The organism is Maribacter sp. 1_2014MBL_MicDiv, from assembly GCF_001865655.1.
GTDB classification, from domain to species: Bacteria; Bacteroidota; Bacteroidia; order Flavobacteriales; family Flavobacteriaceae; genus Maribacter; species Maribacter dokdonensis.
The window spans coordinates 142,186-159,732 of the sequence record NZ_CP011318.1; the positions used below are offsets into that span (position 1 = coordinate 142,186).

13 protein-coding genes are annotated in these 17,547 nt (G+C 38.2%); 7 read left to right on the forward strand and 6 right to left on the reverse strand.

Annotated elements, in window-relative coordinates:
- Positions 1-50: 50 nt before the first annotated feature.
- The 6 genes from YQ22_RS00650 to YQ22_RS00675 form a co-directional block, all read right to left on the reverse strand.
- Positions 51-473 carry a hypothetical protein gene (locus tag YQ22_RS00650; RefSeq protein WP_071339653.1) on the reverse strand — a complete coding sequence of 141 codons (423 nt, stop codon included), beginning with the start codon at positions 471-473 and terminating at the stop codon, positions 51-53.
- A gap of 48 nt (positions 474-521) precedes the next feature.
- On the reverse strand, positions 522-722 hold the full coding sequence (locus tag YQ22_RS00655) for a PspC domain-containing protein (protein ID WP_071339654.1): 201 nt from the start codon (positions 720-722) through the stop codon (positions 522-524).
- Positions 723-920: 198 nt separating this feature from the next.
- Positions 921-1,439 carry a RidA family protein gene (locus YQ22_RS00660; protein WP_071339655.1) on the reverse strand — a complete coding sequence of 173 codons (519 nt, stop codon included), beginning with the start codon at positions 1,437-1,439 and terminating at the stop codon, positions 921-923.
- A gap of 153 nt (positions 1,440-1,592) precedes the next feature.
- Positions 1,593-2,702, reverse strand: coding sequence for an alpha/beta fold hydrolase (locus YQ22_RS00665; protein ID WP_071339656.1), 1,110 nt, complete (start codon positions 2,700-2,702; stop codon positions 1,593-1,595).
- A 346-nt stretch (positions 2,703-3,048) separates the two neighbouring features.
- Positions 3,049-4,764, reverse strand: a complete 1,716-nt coding sequence (locus YQ22_RS00670; protein WP_071339657.1) for an amidohydrolase — start codon at positions 4,762-4,764, stop codon at positions 3,049-3,051.
- Positions 4,765-4,923: 159 nt separating this feature from the next.
- Complete coding sequence (locus tag YQ22_RS00675) at positions 4,924-8,151, reverse strand: S41 family peptidase (protein WP_071339658.1); 3,228 nt, start codon at positions 8,149-8,151, stop codon at positions 4,924-4,926.
- A gap of 154 nt (positions 8,152-8,305) precedes the next feature.
- Between YQ22_RS00675 and YQ22_RS00680 the strand changes: the two genes are divergently transcribed.
- The 7 genes from YQ22_RS00680 (at position 8,306) to YQ22_RS00710 (ending at position 17,546) form a co-directional block, all read left to right on the forward strand.
- Positions 8,306-8,899, forward strand: coding sequence for a methyltransferase domain-containing protein (locus YQ22_RS00680; RefSeq protein WP_083414157.1), 594 nt, complete (start codon positions 8,306-8,308; stop codon positions 8,897-8,899).
- Between the two features lie 676 nt (positions 8,900-9,575).
- Positions 9,576-12,812: a WD40/YVTN/BNR-like repeat-containing protein gene (locus tag YQ22_RS00685; RefSeq protein ID WP_071339659.1), complete on the forward strand. Its 3,237-nt coding sequence runs from the start codon at positions 9,576-9,578 to the stop codon at positions 12,810-12,812.
- A gap of 34 nt (positions 12,813-12,846) precedes the next feature.
- The gene (locus YQ22_RS00690; RefSeq protein WP_071339660.1) at positions 12,847-14,766 is read left to right on the forward strand and encodes a S9 family peptidase; all 1,920 of its coding nucleotides are present in this window, start codon (positions 12,847-12,849) and stop codon (positions 14,764-14,766) included.
- Between the two features lie 34 nt (positions 14,767-14,800).
- Positions 14,801-15,526 (forward strand): DUF2490 domain-containing protein, encoded by a 726-nt coding sequence (locus YQ22_RS00695; protein ID WP_071339661.1) that lies wholly within the window; start codon positions 14,801-14,803, stop codon positions 15,524-15,526.
- Between the two features lie 28 nt (positions 15,527-15,554).
- A complete protein-coding gene (locus YQ22_RS00700; RefSeq protein ID WP_071339662.1) occupies positions 15,555-16,193 on the forward strand; it encodes a YceI family protein in 639 nt (212 codons plus the stop codon).
- A 148-nt stretch (positions 16,194-16,341) separates the two neighbouring features.
- Positions 16,342-16,935, forward strand: coding sequence for a superoxide dismutase family protein (locus YQ22_RS00705; protein WP_071339663.1), 594 nt, complete (start codon positions 16,342-16,344; stop codon positions 16,933-16,935).
- A gap of 74 nt (positions 16,936-17,009) precedes the next feature.
- Positions 17,010-17,546: an RNA polymerase sigma factor gene (locus YQ22_RS00710; RefSeq protein ID WP_058103112.1), complete on the forward strand. Its 537-nt coding sequence runs from the start codon at positions 17,010-17,012 to the stop codon at positions 17,544-17,546.
- Position 17,547: the final 1 nt, after the last annotated feature.

Consider the following 17,547-nt stretch of genomic DNA (forward strand, 5'->3'; position numbering starts at 1 on the left):
GTTTGCAAATCCGAGCGGATTCAATTGTAGTCCAATTTGCTCTAGATGCACTATACGTTATTGGCAATAGTATTTTTTACTATTATCTCATTCAGTTTTTGAGAATCAGTTTCCTTAATTTCATTCAGGTCAAACGTAACTGTATCTCCATTGTTATTTGTAATTATTAATGTATTCTGAATTAATTCGGTCTTTTTGATTTGGTCAAAATTCAATGATTTTGAAATCCAAGAGTTTACCCGAACAACAGCTCCTTTCTTGTTCCATTGAACATAATTCTTATACCAAAACATTTTACTGAAATAAACCACTTGTAGAAAAAACCCAATAGCACTTATTCTTTTGTTCAGTTTTGGATTTTCAAATTCAAATAATTCAGAAAAACCCACCAAAATAAAAATTAGAGAAAGGAATAGAATGAATATCCAAATCCAACTTTTCATATGGTCAAAATGTATTTTTTTCTTTTCCATTTGCGTTTAAATTAGCATGATTATAAAAAGAATAATTGAAATATCTTTTTAAGCTAAATAATCAGTATTAGAATTAGGCATTATGAAATTTAAAATAGTATAAATTATAAGTCCTGAAGCTCCTAATAATGTTGCGATTAAGAAAATTGTTCTTACGTGGTTGGTTTTCCAATCAAGATACTCAGCCATTCCAGAGCAAATTCCAGCTATCATTTTATCATTAGATTTTTTAAGTCTTTTGTTATTCATATTCTTATTTTAGGTTCGGTCATTTAGTTGCACACAACGGTCTCGCATAACCGTTAGTTACGGATTAAATTAACGATTATTTTCGGTTTATCAAGAGCGTAAGCAATTCCGAGTTGATTAGCACAGCCTGTTCCGAACTTGTTTCGAGATAGTTGAATCTGTCTAAATTTCAATTACCTTGTTCTGCTGTCGTACATTTTATTCCGATTTATGTACTTCGAGTTCTATTTCGACCATAAATTCAGGAAGTGCTAATCCTTTTACTTCTAGCCAAGAGCCAGTTGGAAATCCATTTTTATAAATTTCAGCACGATAAGCTGATTTTTCCAACATTTGTGCCATATCAGTGGTAAAAACATCTTCTTTTACAACATCGTCAAATGTGCAACCAAAGTGTTTCAATATTTTTTCCAAATCAGCATAACAATTCTTCATCTGCTGTTCCATATCGCCAATAGCAGTTGGATTTCCCTCATCATCCATACTTACAGCACCAGAAATTTTAATGCTATTCCCAATTTTCACAGCGTGAGAATAGCCATAAGCTTTTTCTACTTCTGGTCGCAATAAAAAATATTCAGGTTTCTCTGGTTCAACAATTACCTCTTCTTCCACTTCTCTAGTTTCCTCCTTTTGTTTTTGTTCACAACTTTGGAATACAAAAGCCATTGCAAAAAGTGTTGCGATTAATGTCAATCGGTTAGTTCGTATTTTCATAATTCTGATTGTTTAGTGCCTACATTGGTCGGTTTTCGGCTTTCCCGTTTATATTATCCGTTTCGTTTTTCAGTATGAAGTACAACGGTCTCCATATTTAAATTAGAGCTTGTTAAAAGATGCTTTCGTTTCGGATTATACATGAGCCAATAACTATTTTTTCAGTATTTCATTAATATATATTGAACGATATTTTTCTGGATATTCTACCTGTACTCCATGTGTGCCATTCTCAAATAAAAACCATTTTTTTGAAGGTGCCCTAATGGAATCAAAATACATCTTTGCTACAGTCGTTTCGGTAAAATGATCATTGTCTCCCTGTAATATATACACGGGTACTTTAAATTCTGGGATATCACGCATTAAATTCATATCTATTGCAGTGGGTTGTAAAATCTTAGCTGCAGGATAGTAAGATTCTGGACTATTGATCATATCCGTAAATTTTTCGCTAAACGTTAATCCATTATCTAAAAACATACTTTTAATAAAATTGAAGTCGGTCTCTAATTTTATCGGTGCATACTTCATAACAATTTGTCGTTCTATTTCAAAGGCTTCTGCTACTGAATTTTTTGAGTTTTCAATATAAGGTGGCCTTCCAATTTGTTTTAATAGATTGACTGAAATAGTATCATTGTGCTTTTGTGATTCCGATAGTGCAAATTCATAAGATAATTCTTCTGAAAGTGATAGATGCGCCATTAGACCACTACCAATATAGGCGTGGTATAATTCAGGCTGTTTTTGTACCATATAAGCTGCTACCGCTGTTCCCCATGATAAACCTTCAATGTAAATCTTATCCTTTTTAAAAGTCTCTTTTAAATGTTCCGATAGTTGCAAACCATCTTCCACAATTTGGTTTAAGGTAATTGCTGAATCAGGTATGCTATCATTATAATCTAGTCCAGACCCTCTTTGATCCCAATAACAAACCGTGAATATATCTTCTAAATCAATCCCAGTGAGTTTGTAAATTACCGGTAAAATTGGTGCACCCGGTCCGCCGTGAACTATTAGTAGCACGGGATTATTTTTGTCTTTTCCCCTAATCGTAATTCGTTGTGGCACTCCGTTAATGGTCATGTCCTCGTGCATAGCAATACTATTTGGAAGCACATTACCTTGTTCATCTAAGAAAGGCTCTTCTTCTCCAGAACTATTGATTCGGATAACTAATAAAACTACTAAGATAAATGCAACTAATATTCCCAGTAAAACCAAAAACCACTTTCCTATTTTCTTTATTATTTTCATATGTTCTCCATTAGTTTTACGGTTTTCTTATTGCTGCCAGTGGTCTTGTGTATGGAACGTAGCGTGTAAAAAGACACTAATTTTTCGGATTATAACAGACCTTTATTTTATTATTTAACTTTCATTTACGCACTAAAATCGCTATTTTTTAAAGACGTTGTTAGGCCTATTTAATAATTTCATTTTTTCTTAATAGCCCTTTCGTTTTACGTTACCCAAGAATAATGTCCAGTCAGGTTTTCATTCTATATAATTTGAAAATATCGATTTCGAGTTTACATAATCTTAGGTTTCTACTTTCAAACCAATCCATAATAATCAACCTCCAATATCGATTAGAAAATATTTAATCAGTTTTTTTATCATCAAAAACTACTTCTCCACCAATAATTGTCATTGCTACCTTAGTTTCTAATATTTGATTTTCCGGAATAGTCATTATGTTTCTGTCGAGTATGGTGAAATCTGCCCATTTACCAACTTCTATACTTCCTTTGTCATTTTCTTGAAACGCTGCATAGGCGGCATCCAATGTATAAGATCTGAGTGCTTGATTTCTTGTCATTTTCTGTAGGGGTTCATAACCACCATCAGGCATGCCTTTTAGAGTTTTTCTTGATACTGACGCATAAAAGCCAGCCATAGGATCAATGGGTTCTACGGGTGCATCGGTTCCGTTCACAATCTTTGCTCCAGACTTTAACAAGGTCTGCCATATATAGGCACCTTCCGTAATACGTTTCTCTCCTAGACGATCAATGGCCCAAGGTCTATCTGAAGACATATGAATAGCCTGCATTGCAAGAATAACATCCAATTCAGCAACCCTAACAATGTCCGCTGGGTCAAAATGTTGGGCATGTTCTATTCTAAATCTTGCATTTTTTGGACTATTTGTAGATTCAGTCTTAAATGTGTTTTCATAAATATCCAAAACCTCACGAGTTGCCCTGTCTCCTATGGCATGTATACCCACTTGAAAACCATTTTTGTAGGCATTATTGACAATTTTATTAATATCCTCTAACGGAGTAACATTGTGACCATGCTCTCCCGGCGCATCTGTATATTCTTCCAATAACCAGGCACCTCTAGAGCCTAAAGCCCCATCTGCCATTAGTTTAATAGACCGGATGGTTAGTTGATTGTCGTATAAGTTCACTTGAATACCTTCCTTAAAATAATATTCTAGAAGTTCAGAATCTGTTCCGCGAAGCATAACATACAGCCTTAGTTTAATTAGGTTTTGTGATGCCATTTCTTTAAAAAGGTTTATCATGTAGTCATCAGAACCTGCATCATGAAATCCGGTGATACCATTTTTAAAGCACTCTTCTAAAGCTAAAGTTACTGCTTCTTTTACATCTTCCTTTGTAGGTTCAGGTACAAACTTGAACACTAAATCTGTTGCAGTTTCATTAAGAACTCCGGTTGGTTCACCATTAATATCCATAATTATTTCGCCGCCATCTGGTTGAGGTGTCTTTGAATTAATACCCGCTATATCCATAGCTTTTTGATTTATAATTATGATATGTCCAGAAGCATGTATAAGAATAACAGGATGATCTGGTACAGCAGCAGAGAGCAACTTATTTGTGGGAAACCCATTGATTATAGTAGGTTGTGTATCCCACTTATCATGATGCCATCCGTTTGCTATTATCCATTCTCCTTCCGGAATGTTTTTTGCCTTTTCTGCAACTCTTTCAATGGCTTCATCATAACTCTTAGCACCAGTCAAGTCAACTTCCATTAAATTTAATCCAAGATAATATAAATGGGCATGCCCCTCTATTAAACCAGGAATCATGGTCTTGCCTTTTAAATCAAAGAGTTGGGTTTTATCCCCTTTTAACTTCATGATATCTTCCTCACTTCCTACAGATAGAATTGAATCGGCTCTTACGGCTACAGCTTCCACCATTGGCCGGTTATCGTCCATTGTATAAATCTCTCCATTAAAATAAATTTGATCTGCTAATGTGCCAAGTTCACTAGTTTGTGCTTTTGAGATTACGGTGATCAGTAAAAAGAAAATAATTAATTGTGTCTGTTTCATTGTGGGTTTATTTTGGAGTCCAAGATTATTAGATTTGTTTAAAGTTTCGTTAAAGGTTTTTCAATTGTGCCTAACAATTGTGTATGTGCATAATTGTCCATATCACTAATAATAAAAATATTTGTCAATGGTAATTATCCCTAATTAATAAATTCAGCGTTACTCCACCTCTTTCAGTAACACCTCAATTGACTTCTCCAGTTGCTGATCAATGCCGTTTGCAATAACACCGGGTTGGTTTTTAACAATGAATTCTGGATTGGTCTCGTTGTTTTCCATCCACTCGCCTGCTTTGTTTTTGGCACTTACGGGTACTACGCCCCAAACACCTCCATTGGGCAAACGTTCCCAACCGGCAAAGCTACAGGTACCCGGTACGGGCATTCCCACGGTCTTACCGATCTTTAGATCCACATAACCGCTCGCAAAGCAAGAACCGTCACTATACATAGATTCGTTGAACATGGCCAAGGTTGGTTTTGTCCATCTAGAAGTTGGCTCGCCACCTACTACCCTATCTTCCGTTTCGTAAGATAAAAATGGTATACCGGTAAAGAACATGGCCAGGTCTGCTACTAAATCGCCACCACCATTAAAACGGGTATCTATAATGACCGCTTTTTTATCATTGAACTTGCCCAACATTTCTTCATAAATGGTACGGTAGGGTCCGTCTGCCATACCCGGTATATGCACGTAGCCCAAGGTTCCGTTGCTCTTTTTTAGTACTTCTTTTTCATTGGTTTTCACCCAACGATCATACAACAGACCTCCTTCTTCCCTTAGCGAAATAGGCTTTACGGTCAGCTGTTTCTTTTTGCCTTTTTCATCCACAATATCCAGCAGGGTAAAATCTCCGGCAATGCGGTTTAAATAGCGCGCCACATCCGTGCCCGCACCAATAGTTTCACCGTTTATTTTCTGTATGATCATGCCGGGTGAAATGTCAAAACCAGCCTTATCCAACGGACCGCCTTTTATGACTTCGGTAATTTTTATTCCGTCGCCTTTATAATCATAATCCATAAAAATACCCAACGATGCGGTTTCATCACCATTTTCAATGGCACCGTAGAAGCGCCCGCCGGCGTGACTCACATTCAGCTCTCCCAACATTTCCGATACCATTTCCATAAACTCAAAGTCATTGCCAATATGCGGCAGGTATTTTTCATATTCGGAACGCATAGCTTGCCAATCAATTCCATGAAAGGTAGACGTATAAAATATGCCATTGGTCTTTAGCCAAATGTGATCGAACATAAACTTACGTTCGGCATCGGCATCCAATACCATTTCGGCATTCAGTTTTACCGGTTCTTTTTTACCGCCCGCAACATCTACTTTAGAAATGCTACCATCTGATAATAGAAATAAGTTTTCCTTTTTGGCATCCCACTGTAAACTTGCCGATTTTGCACCTAGTGCCACCAACATTTTGGTGCTTTTAGTACGTATTTCGGTTTCCCAAAGATTGTAGTCCTTTTCAAATTTGGTCAGGTAGTACAGTTTTTCCCCATCTTTAGAAAGTACGGCATCAGACAGTTTGGAGGAGTGTATGGTTAATCGGGCCTTTCTTCGGTCTACGTCCTCCAAATCGAACTTTAAGGTGTTTACCTTTGGCTTCTCATCCTTCTTACCCTTCTTCTTTTTATCGTCTTTATCCTCGCCTTCTTTTTCTTTTTTAGTCTCTTCTATCATTTTCAACAGATCATACTCTTCTTTGGTATTGTTGAATTTATCCCAAGACTCTTGGGTCAAGAACATGGTATATACATCGGTCTCAAAAGAACCACTGGTGGCATAACTTTTTAGACCGTTACGGTTTGTGAAATACATGATCTGACTACCATCGTTCACCCATTTTGGGTAGTACTCATAATAGCCACTTTGGGTCAGGTTTTTACGCTTTTTCCCATCCTTGGATATCAAAAGCACCTCCGTGTTGTTCAATGAAACACTCCAGTCTACCAATAGCCATTTGCTATCCGGACTCCACTGGTAATACTGATCTCCGTCCCTCATATGGATGATTTCATCTGGAGTCAATAATGTGGTGACCTCTTTTGTCTTTAGATTCTTGACCTTTAAGGTCTTTCTATCTTCTATATATGCCACATAGGTACTATCTGGAGAAAACTCAGGCAAATAGATATCATTTTCAGACGTCACCAAAGTATCTTCTTTGATCAGGGTAGCCGCAAAGAAATAGGGCTCTTCCGATCGCACCTTTGAAGATTTAAAAATGCTCCACTTGCCATTGCGTTCACTACTGTATGCTACAGATGTGCCATCTGGCATAAACTTTACAAAGCGTTCCTGTTCCGGGGTATTGGTGATACGCTTGGTCAAAGAACCATCTACAGAGGTCACAAATACTTCTCCCCTACTTATGAAAGCAATTTCCTTGCCGTTGGGGGCTACATCCATTTCCTGCACACCACCGTTGACCGATTTATAGGTGATAGCATTACTATCCTCTTGCGTTCTAACTATTATTTCTACCTTCTTAGCACCTTCACCGGCTTTTAGCGTATAAATTTCGCCATCATAACCAAATGCCAAGGTATTGTTCCCAATACTTAATGAGCGTACCGGGTGAGTCTTAAAACTGGTATGTGCAGCAGTTTCAGGTGCTCCCGTCAACGTCATGGAATAGACATTAAAAGAGCCATCTTGCTCGCTTAAATAGTAAATGGCACTACCGTCTTTTGAAAATACCGGATTACGGTCCTCTCCCTTAAAATTGGTTAATTTAGTATGTTTTCCCGTTGCAGTTTCATACGACCAAATATCTCTGGTAATGGCAGATGTGTGATGCTTTCTAAAGGCATCTTCATAGCCTTTTTTATCATGATATACCATTTTAGAACCATCGGCATTTACTTGTACATCTTCTGCTGGAACGGTCAACACCTGATCTACCCTGCCCCCATTTGCGGGAACACTGTACAGTTCTGGTTGTGATGCTGTTGGGTATTGGCGATGCTCGGCATCATCCAATCGCATGGCACCAAATAAAACTGCGGTATCGTCAGCAGAAAAACTGAACGCCTTTTCATCGTTACTATGATAGGTCAATCTAGTTGACGGTCCGCCTTTGGCATCCATGATATACACATCAAAATTGCCGTATCTGTCCGAGGAGAAAGCAATTTTTTCTCCGTTCTTGCTCCAAACCGGTGCATAATCATTAGCAACGTGGTATGTTAGTTGTTTTGCCACGCCACCATCTACAGGCACTGTAAAGAGGTTTCCTTTGTACGTAAACGCTATAGTTTCACCGTTGGGAGAAATGGCCGGGTAACGTGCCCATTGTGGATTTGTCTGCGCTGAACATACGTACGTTAGGCAAATTGCCATTACCGATAAAAAAGAGTATTTCATGTATTTAAGTAGTTGGTATTTAGTAGATACGAAAGATAGGTATTTGATTTATCTACGGCAATGAAACTATGATCAATGGTATTCAATTCTACATAGATGGTAGAAATTGGCTAATTCTGATTAAATTTACTGTACCGACAAATACTATATTATCTTGAAAGAAGAAGAGCATTATTGGACAGAAAGGTATATGAATAAAGATATGGGTTGGGACATTGGCTACCCTTCTACGCCCATTAAAGAATATGCCGATCAATTAACCGATAAATCGATACAGATTTTAATTCCGGGTGCCGGAAATGCTTACGAAGCCGAATACCTTTGGAAGCAAGGATTTACCAATGTCCATATTCTAGATATCTCTGAAATTCCGCTTAAAGAATTTAAAAAAAGAAACCCCGATTTCCTCGATGAAAACATGCACCAATCTGATTTTTTTGAGTTCAAAGGCCAATACGATCTAATTTTAGAGCAAACCTTTTTCTGCTCTTTTGTACCTACCGATGCCAATAGAAATGCCTATGCCAAACAAATGGCAAGCCTATTGAAACCTAATGGGAAATTAGTGGGACTCTGGTTCACTTTTCCCCTTACCGGTGATATGGAAAAACGCCCTTTTGGCGGAAACAAAGATCTGTACACCAATTATTTATCGCCCTATTTTAAAACGATCACTTTCGATCCTTGCTATAACTCCATTAAACCAAGACAAGGGAACGAGTTGTTCGGGATATTTCAAGTTCTTTGATTGGTTGTTGGTTGCTCGTTGCAAGTTGCCCGTTGCTCGTTGCTCGTTGCTCGTTGCTCGTTGCTCGTTGCTCGGTCACTTCGGCTACGCTCAGTGACCTTGGTTTAGGAGAAACGCATGGCTCAACTATTGGTGGAGACTGAAAACTGATACTGCCAACTGAACAAACTATCACTTCGGCTACGCTCAGTGACCTTATTTAAAATGTGGTAAAACAAGAATGAAAAACTCATAGCGAAACTGGTTTTTGAAAACTGCTACTGTTAACTGAAAACTGAAAACTGAAAACTGATACTGCCTACTGAACAAACTATCACTTCGGCTACGCTCAGTGACCTTAATCACTATTTGTCAGTTCGAGTGAATTTCGAGGAACGAGAAATTTGTATCGAGAACCTTTATGTGTTCCAAAAATTCTCGATACCTGCCCGTCGTCAGGCAGGCAACTTTTCAGTTTCCGCTATGCTACAACTAAAAAGCCACTCGAACTGACCATTCAGCACCATAAATTACACTGTAACCATCAACTGAAAACTGATACTGCCTACTGATCACTGGACTGCAAAACTGTTAAAGGATTACGGATTCTTCAAAACTACATACTGTTAACATCCTTTTAAGAATACTTCCTTTTCTTTTCCGCTATTTTTAGAAACATAACTAACAAACCACTCAAATGACAAGAAGATTACTCTCCCTGTTGATGCTTTTCGCATCTATTTTCGTTTCTGCACAAGATTTTAAAATGGACCTGGTTCAAGACTTAAAGCCCCGTAATATTGGTCCCGGTGGTATGAGCGGCCGTGTAACCGCCATTGATGTTGTCAATGACAATCCGGATATTATGTATGTAGGTACCGCTTCTGGCGGATTATGGAAATCTACTTCCGGTGGCGTAAAATGGGAACCTATTTTTGATAAAGAAGTGACCGCATCTATTGGTGCTGTTGCTATTCAACAAAGTAATCCGTCCGTAATTTGGGCCGGTACAGGTGAAGGTAACCCAAGAAATAGCTTAAACGGTGGTTACGGAGTATACAAATCCCTTGATGGTGGAAAGACCTGGAAATCAATGGGTCTTGAAAAAACCAGACATATTCATAGAATCAAAATAGACCCCATGAACCCTAACACCGTTTATGTAGGTGCTATTGGATCTCCTTGGGGAGAACACCCAGAACGCGGCGTTTTTAAGACTACCGATGGTGGCGAGACTTGGGAAAAGGTGTTGTTCGTAAATAACAAAACAGGAGTTGCAGATCTTATTATGGATCCTACTAACCCTAGTAAATTGATTGCTGCCATGTGGGAACACAAGCGCGAACCTTGGTTCTTTAACTCCGGTGGTTCCGGTAGCGGACTTTATATGACCCACGACGGTGGTAAAAATTGGAAGAAATTAAGCGAGGAAGATGGTTTACCAGCTGGTGACCTGGGTAGAATTGGTGTAGCCATTGCCCCGGGAAAACCTGAGGTTATCTATGCATTGGTTGAAGCCAAAAAGAATGCGTTGTACAAATCTGAAGATGGCGGCTTTAAATGGAAGAAAGTAAACGACAAAAGCGATATAGGTAACAGACCTTTCTATTACTCTGAAATTTACGTAGACCCAGAAAATGAGAACAGAGTATTCTCCGTATTCACCTATGTGAACGTTTCGCAAGATGGCGGCAAAAACTTTTCGCAATTAATGCCTGCATACCGTGCGGATAACGGGGTACACCCCGATCACCACGCCTTTTGGATCAACCCAGAAAACGGTCAGTTTATGATGGACGGTAATGATGGCGGACTCAATATCTCTAAAGATGGCGGAAAAACATGGCGTTTTGTGGGCAACCTTCCCGTTGCGCAATTCTACCATATTGCAGTAGATAATGAATATCCATATAATGTCTATGGTGGTATGCAAGATAACGGTTCTTGGAGAGGACCTGCCTATGTTTGGAAAGCACAGGGAATTCGTAATAGCTACTGGCAAGAAATTAGTTTTGGTGATGGTTTTGATGTTGTTCCAGATCCTGTAGATTCCAGATATGGGTATACCATGAGCCAACAAGGTAACGTACAACGTTTTGATCATGTAACCGGTGATAACTACATTGTACGCCCTACTCCACCAGATGCGGATACCGAACTACGTTTCAATTGGAACTCGGCCATTAGTCAAGATCCTTTTGATACCAGTACCGTTTATTTTGGCAGTCAGTTTGTACATAAGAGTACGGATAAGGCATTGACCTGGAAAGTGATTTCACCTGATTTAACAACGAACGATCCAGAAAAACAAAAACAAAGTGAAAGTGGTGGCCTATCTATGGATGCAACCGGTGCCGAAAACCATACCACAATTTTGGTTATTGAACCCTCTGCAGTTGAAAAAGATATGCTTTGGGTAGGCTCTGATGACGGTCGTGTGCATTATACCCAAAACGGAGGTGGAACCTGGACAGAAGTAACCGCAAATATCAAAGGCTTACCTAAAGGAAGTTGGATTCCGCAAATAAAAGCATCTACCCGAAATAAGGGTGAAGCATTGTTGATTGCCAACGACTATAGAAGATTCAATTATACGCCATATGCGTACCGCACCAAAGACTATGGTAAAACTTGGACAAGAATTGTTGACGCCACAGATGTAGAAAGCTATACCTTATCTATTATTGAAGATCCTGAAAATCCTAATTTATTATTCTTGGGTACCGATGACGGATTGTATGTTTCCTTCAATGCCGGAGAAAAATGGCAAAAATGGACCGAAGGTTTCCCAACGGTTTCTACCAAAGATTTAGCCATTCACCCAAGAGAGCAAGATTTGGTGATCGGTACATTTGGTCGTGCTGCGTGGGTTTTGGATGATATTCGTCCGTTACGGGCTCTAGCTGCAGATGCAACCATTTTAAACAAGGAAATAGAATTATTTACTCCGCCAACGGCATATCAGGCATCCTACCAACAACCTACAGGCAGTCGTTTTGGTGCCGATGGTCTTTACCAAGGTGAAAACAGAAAGTCCGGTGCTATGATTACCTATTATTTAAAGGAAGGTAAAAAAGCTGCCAAAAAAGGCAAGGGCATGAAGGGTAAAAAAGAGGATTCATCCGAAGAAAAAACAGAAGAAAAAACAGATAGCGTTGCGTTGACCGGAGTTCAAAAGAAGGATTCCGTTCAGTTCGATTTTTACGATGGCGATAGACTGATCCGTACTTTAAAATACAAGACTCCTGAAAAAGCAGGATTTCACAGAATTTACTGGGGAATGGATGAAAAAGGCGCGGATAGACCTTCTAGAAAAGTACAGACCAAAAAGAAAGAGTCTGGCGGTTTAGACGTAAAACCAGGTACCTATACCATAAAAATGTTATACGGTGATCTGGAAGAAGAAACTACGATTACGGTAAAATCAGACCCACGTTTAGAAGTTTCTCAAACAGGGATCAATGAAGCCTATGCAAACGGAAAAGAATTGGAATCATACATGCAGACAGCAGCAGATGCGGTACAGCAATTGGCAAAAAGTAAAGAGGTTGCAGAGAAATTTCAAAAAGACCTGAAAAAAGAGGACGATAAAAAGTACAAAGAACAAATAGACGCCTCTAAAGACATCATTAAACAAATAGATTCTATCACCGCTATATATTTAGGTAAGGTCGATAAAAGACAAGGAATAACCCGTAGTAAAGAAATGACGGTAATGCAACGTATTCAAATTGCAAGGCGCTACGTAGGATCTAGAAAAACCGGTATGACGGCAACGGAAAAACAATTAATGCAATTTGCCAAAGATGATCTGCAGAGCGCGCTACAAAAAACAAATGCTTTCTTCGCCAAAGAATGGGTAGAATACCAAACTAATATGAAAAGCTTAGATATATCACCTTTTAAAGAAACAGAAGTTTTTAATTTGAATTAATATGTAAAAGTCTAACAATCTAAAAACCACTACTATGAAGTACCTAATGGCTTGCTTTGTGTTTACGCTTATGTTAAGCTGTAAAGAAGAACCTAAAAAACCTTCTATTGCAGAAACGATGAAGACCTATACCATCAAACAAATGATGGATAACGAAGCCATTGGTGGCGGTAGTTTTTCCCCTGATAATTCTAAATTACTTATCTCAAGTAATAGATCTGGTATTTACAACATGTACACGGTGCCTACAAGCGGGGGTGAATTGACTCCTGTTACTATGTCTGACAGTGCATCTGTATTCGCCATATCCTATTTTCCAAAAGATGAACGTATGTTGTTTAGAATGGATGGAAATGGTGATGAGATATTTCATATTTACGTCAGAGATCTAGACGGTACGCAGACCGACCTTACACCGGCAGAAGGTGCCCGTGCATCGTTCTACGGATGGGCAGAAGATGAAATGAGTTTCTACTATACTTCTAACGAGAGAAACCCTAGAAATGATGATATCTATGAAATGGACTTAGAAACTCTTGAGCCTACCCTGATCTATGAAAATACGGAAGGTTATAGCATTGACGGAATTTCCGAGGACAAGAAATATATAACCTTGGGCAAGCCCATCAATACCAATGATTCCGATTTGTTTATTTACACCGTCGCAGATAAAAAGCTGACCAAAATCAATGAAAATCAAAGCGCCAACAGTAGCTCTGGATTTTCCAATGATGTTTCTTCCTTGTATTATACCACAGATGATGGAGAGGAATTCTCTTATTTAATGAAGTACGATATTGCCACGGGCAACAGAGAAAAGGTGATGCAGAAAAATTGGGATATATGGGGTACCTATTTTACGGAAAACGGTACCTATCAGGTAACCTATATTAACGAAGATGCCAAGAATGTCATTGAAATAAAGAATGTTAGCACCGGTGAAAATGTTGCTCTTCCTTCTTTGGATGGTTTGGACGTAACCAGTGTAGATTTCTCAGATGATGAAAAACTAATGCGTTTTTATGCGGGTGGGTCACACACACCTTCTAATTTGTTCGTTTATAATTTAGAAACCAAAGAACAGACCCAGTTGACCAATGTTTTAAATAGCGAAATAAACGGTGAAGACTTGGTGAACGCAGAAGTAATACGTTATAAATCTTTTGATGGGGTTGAAATTCCTGCCATTTATTACAAGCCGCACCAGGCAAGTGCGGACACCAAAGTACCTGCATTGGTTTGGGTTCATGGCGGACCGGGCGGACAAAGTAGACAGAACTTTAGCTCATTTATTCAATATTTGACCAATCATGGCTATGCCGTACTAGCCGTTAACAACAGAGGTAGTAGCGGTTATGGCAAAACTTTTTATCAAATGGATGATTTAAACCATGGCGATAAGGATTTAAAAGATTGTGTAGAAGGTAAAAATTGGCTTGCCCAACAGCCAGAAATAGATGCTAATAAAATTGGAATCATTGGCGGCTCTTACGGTGGTTACATGACTATGGCGGCATTGACCTATACCCCAGAAGAGTTTGCCGTTGGGGTAAATTTGTTTGGCGTAACCAATTGGGTACGAACATTAAAAAGTATACCGCCATGGTGGGAGTCTTTTAAAGATGCCTTATATAAAGAATTAGGAGACCCATACAGTGCAGATTCCGTTCGGTTAAAAGAGATTTCCCCTTTGTTTCATACCGATAAGGTGACCAAACCCTTAATTGTTTTACAAGGCTCGCAAGACCCTAGAGTATTACAAGTAGAATCTGACGAAATTGTTGCAGGTGTAAAAAAGAACGGTGTTCCCGTGGAATACGTGCTCTTTGAAGATGAAGGTCATGGTTTTGTAAAAAAAGAAAATCAGATCGAAGCGTATAGTAGGGTTTTAGATTTTTTAGATTTGTATTTGAAGAAGGATAAAGCAACACCTATTGAAGAAGGCGATAAGTAAAGCCAAAATTTTAAGTTTCATATTAAATTAAAGAATGAAGAAAGTTTTTACGTTACTAGTATTATTAGCAACTATTAATCAAATAAATGCTCAAAGTGGTGGTACAGGAGAAGACGATTTTGGTAGTTGGTTCATGTATTTTGGAACCAATAAAATTGCCGATAAATGGAGTATACATACCGAAGCTCAATTTAGATATTATGAAATGGCTTCGAACTTTAACCAGTTGCTTCTAAGAACTGGGGTGAATTATCATATTAACCCTGATGCTATCGCTACTTTAGGCTACGGATTTATTGAAACAGACCCTACTTTTACGGAATTTGATGAACTTGGTGTAAATACCTTAGTCGAAAACAATTCAATTTCCGAGCATCGCATATTTGAGCAGTTCATTCTTAAAAATAAAGTGTGGGAATTTAATTTTGAACATCGTTACCGCCTAGAGCAGCGCTTTGTACAAAACAATTTTACCGGTGAAAGCAACATATTGCACAGAACTCGTTATAGAATTCAAATGACCTTACCCCTAACCGATATCTTTTTCTTGAATTTCTATGATGAGATTTTCATAAATCTACAAGACAGTGCATTTGGTCAAAACCGTGCCTATGCTGCACTTGGGGTTAACGTTACCGAAGATTTAAGTATGCAATTTGGCTACTTAAAGAATCACTTTACAGGGGCTAATTACGATCGTCTACAAATTGGTGTTTTTTATAACACCGATCTGCGTGGCATTTTTAAAAAGAAGAAGTAAATTTATACCATAAACAAACTACATTATTATGAAAAAAATAGCATTGTCTTTCGCGAGTGCATTATTGATCATTTTCGCAAGTTGCAAGGACGCTAAAAAAAGTGAAGATTCTAAAAATGTTGAAGCCACAGCAGAAACTACTGATATGTACAGCTTGGTTCAAGACTCTACCAAGGTAAGTTTTACTGCATACAAAACAACTGATAAAGTGCCAGTTGGCGGTATGTTCAAAAAGATAAACTTTACTAATACAACAAGTGGAGCAACTGCTATGGAAGCTTTAAACGGAACTGAATTTAGCATTCCCGTAAGCAGTTTGTTTACCAATGACCCTACCGGTACTAGAGACCCAAAGCTTTTAGAATTCTTTTTTGGGGTATTAAAAGATACCGAGCTTATTTCTGGTGTGGTTAAGGTAGAAGGCGAAAATAGCTCCATAGACGTTACCTTAAATGGTGAAACCCAAAATATACCCCTTACCTACGAAATGGATGGCGACAACAAAATTACTTTTAATGGTGTAATGGATTTGGAAAACTGGAACGCTTTAGATGCCGTTGCCTCTATAAACAAGGCTTGTGAAATTTTACATACCGGTAAAGATGGTGTGAGCAAAACTTGGAGCGAAGTTGCCGTTAAAGCAGAAGTGCTTTTGGATAAAAAATAATACCTATTATATATGTATAGATAAAGAGGAGCGTTAACGCTCCTCTTTTTTTATCACTAAAGATTAAAAGTATTGCTCTATGCACTTAACTACTTGATATTACATTAATTATTGGCTAATTTGTTGCTTCACACTAAAATAGATTAACATGAAAATATTGAAAGTTGAATTAGCACTGTTGGCACTATTGGCTGTCTTCAGTTGCAAAGAAGTAAAAAAAGAAGCATCAGAGGCTAAAGAGGAAATGGAAGAATTAATGGATGAGGCAGAGAATGAAATGACAGAACAAGATACTGTTGTGAAGTTTATGCTTGAACCAAAAAGCGATAGCAATGTTAAAGGTGAAGTCATTTTTACCGAAGATGATGGCGAAGTTGATATGGTAGCCATGTTATCTGGCTTGAGTGAAGGCGAACATGCCATTCACATACACCAAACGGCAGACTGTACTGCAGCCGATGGTTCTTCCGCAGGAGGACACTGGAACCCAACTAATGAGCCACATGGTAAATGGGGAGCAAGCGAAGGATATCATAAAGGTGATATAGGTAACTTTACCGCAGATGCCGATGGTAACGCCAAAGTTGAGTTTTCAACAGACGAATGGTGTATTGGCTGTGATGATGAAAATAAGAACATTTTAGGAAAAGGGGTTATTGTACACCAAGGTGTTGATGATTACACTTCTCAACCCAGTGGTGATGCAGGTGCACGTGTTAGCTGTGCCGGTATTATTGAATAGGGTTAAAAATATGATGGATAAAAGCTGTTCTAAGAACAGCTTTTTCTATTTTTAACCGTTACAAAATATTTAATATGCAATTAGACCTATTGGTTGATCAATTTAAAAAGAAAGACCCTTTGGCTTTCGAAAAGCTATATGGTATGTATAGTGAAAATATCTGTGGTGTTATCAATACCATAGTAAAAAACGATGCCTTGGCCCAAGAAATCTGTCAAGACGTATTTATAAAGATTTGGAATAACTGTGAAAGTTATAATTCTTCTAAAGGTAGATTTTTCACATGGATCCTTAACATAGCCAGAAATGCAGCTATCGATGAAATACGCAGTAGGTCGTATAAAAATGACAAAAAGAATCTTTCCGCAGATTACTTCGTAGGTATTTTACAGCACAGGGAAGAAGAAGAAAGTTCATCTGTAGATACTAAAGGTCTAAGAAAACTTGTTAATAATTTAAAGGAAAAATGTGTTCAGATCATTGAACTGTTATACTTTAGAGGTTATACACAAAAAGATGCTGCAGAAGAATTGGAAATTCCCTTAGGCACTGTAAAAACAAGAAATAGAAGTTGCATTTCCCAATTAAGGGAGAATATGGAGGTAAGATAGT

What these genes read in the sequence shown, in the direction of transcription:
- YQ22_RS00650 (WP_071339653.1), bottom strand. Translation starts at nt 473, where the DNA reads ATGGAAAAGAAAAAAATACATTTTGACCATATGAAAAGTTGGATTTGG.
- YQ22_RS00655 (WP_071339654.1), bottom strand. Translation starts at nt 722, where the DNA reads ATGAATAACAAAAGACTTAAAAAATCTAATGATAAAATGATAGCTGGA.
- YQ22_RS00660 (WP_071339655.1), bottom strand. Translation starts at nt 1,439, where the DNA reads ATGAAAATACGAACTAACCGATTGACATTAATCGCAACACTTTTTGCA.
- YQ22_RS00665 (WP_071339656.1), bottom strand. Translation starts at nt 2,702, where the DNA reads ATGAAAATAATAAAGAAAATAGGAAAGTGGTTTTTGGTTTTACTGGGA.
- YQ22_RS00670 (WP_071339657.1), bottom strand. Translation starts at nt 4,764, where the DNA reads ATGAAACAGACACAATTAATTATTTTCTTTTTACTGATCACCGTAATC.
- YQ22_RS00675 (WP_071339658.1), bottom strand. Translation starts at nt 8,151, where the DNA reads ATGAAATACTCTTTTTTATCGGTAATGGCAATTTGCCTAACGTACGTA.
- YQ22_RS00685 (WP_071339659.1), top strand. Translation starts at nt 9,576, where the DNA reads ATGACAAGAAGATTACTCTCCCTGTTGATGCTTTTCGCATCTATTTTC.
- YQ22_RS00690 (WP_071339660.1), top strand. Translation starts at nt 12,847, where the DNA reads ATGAAGTACCTAATGGCTTGCTTTGTGTTTACGCTTATGTTAAGCTGT.
- YQ22_RS00695 (WP_071339661.1), top strand. Translation starts at nt 14,801, where the DNA reads ATGAAGAAAGTTTTTACGTTACTAGTATTATTAGCAACTATTAATCAA.
- YQ22_RS00700 (WP_071339662.1), top strand. Translation starts at nt 15,555, where the DNA reads ATGAAAAAAATAGCATTGTCTTTCGCGAGTGCATTATTGATCATTTTC.
- YQ22_RS00705 (WP_071339663.1), top strand. Translation starts at nt 16,342, where the DNA reads ATGAAAATATTGAAAGTTGAATTAGCACTGTTGGCACTATTGGCTGTC.
- YQ22_RS00710 (WP_058103112.1), top strand. Translation starts at nt 17,010, where the DNA reads ATGCAATTAGACCTATTGGTTGATCAATTTAAAAAGAAAGACCCTTTG.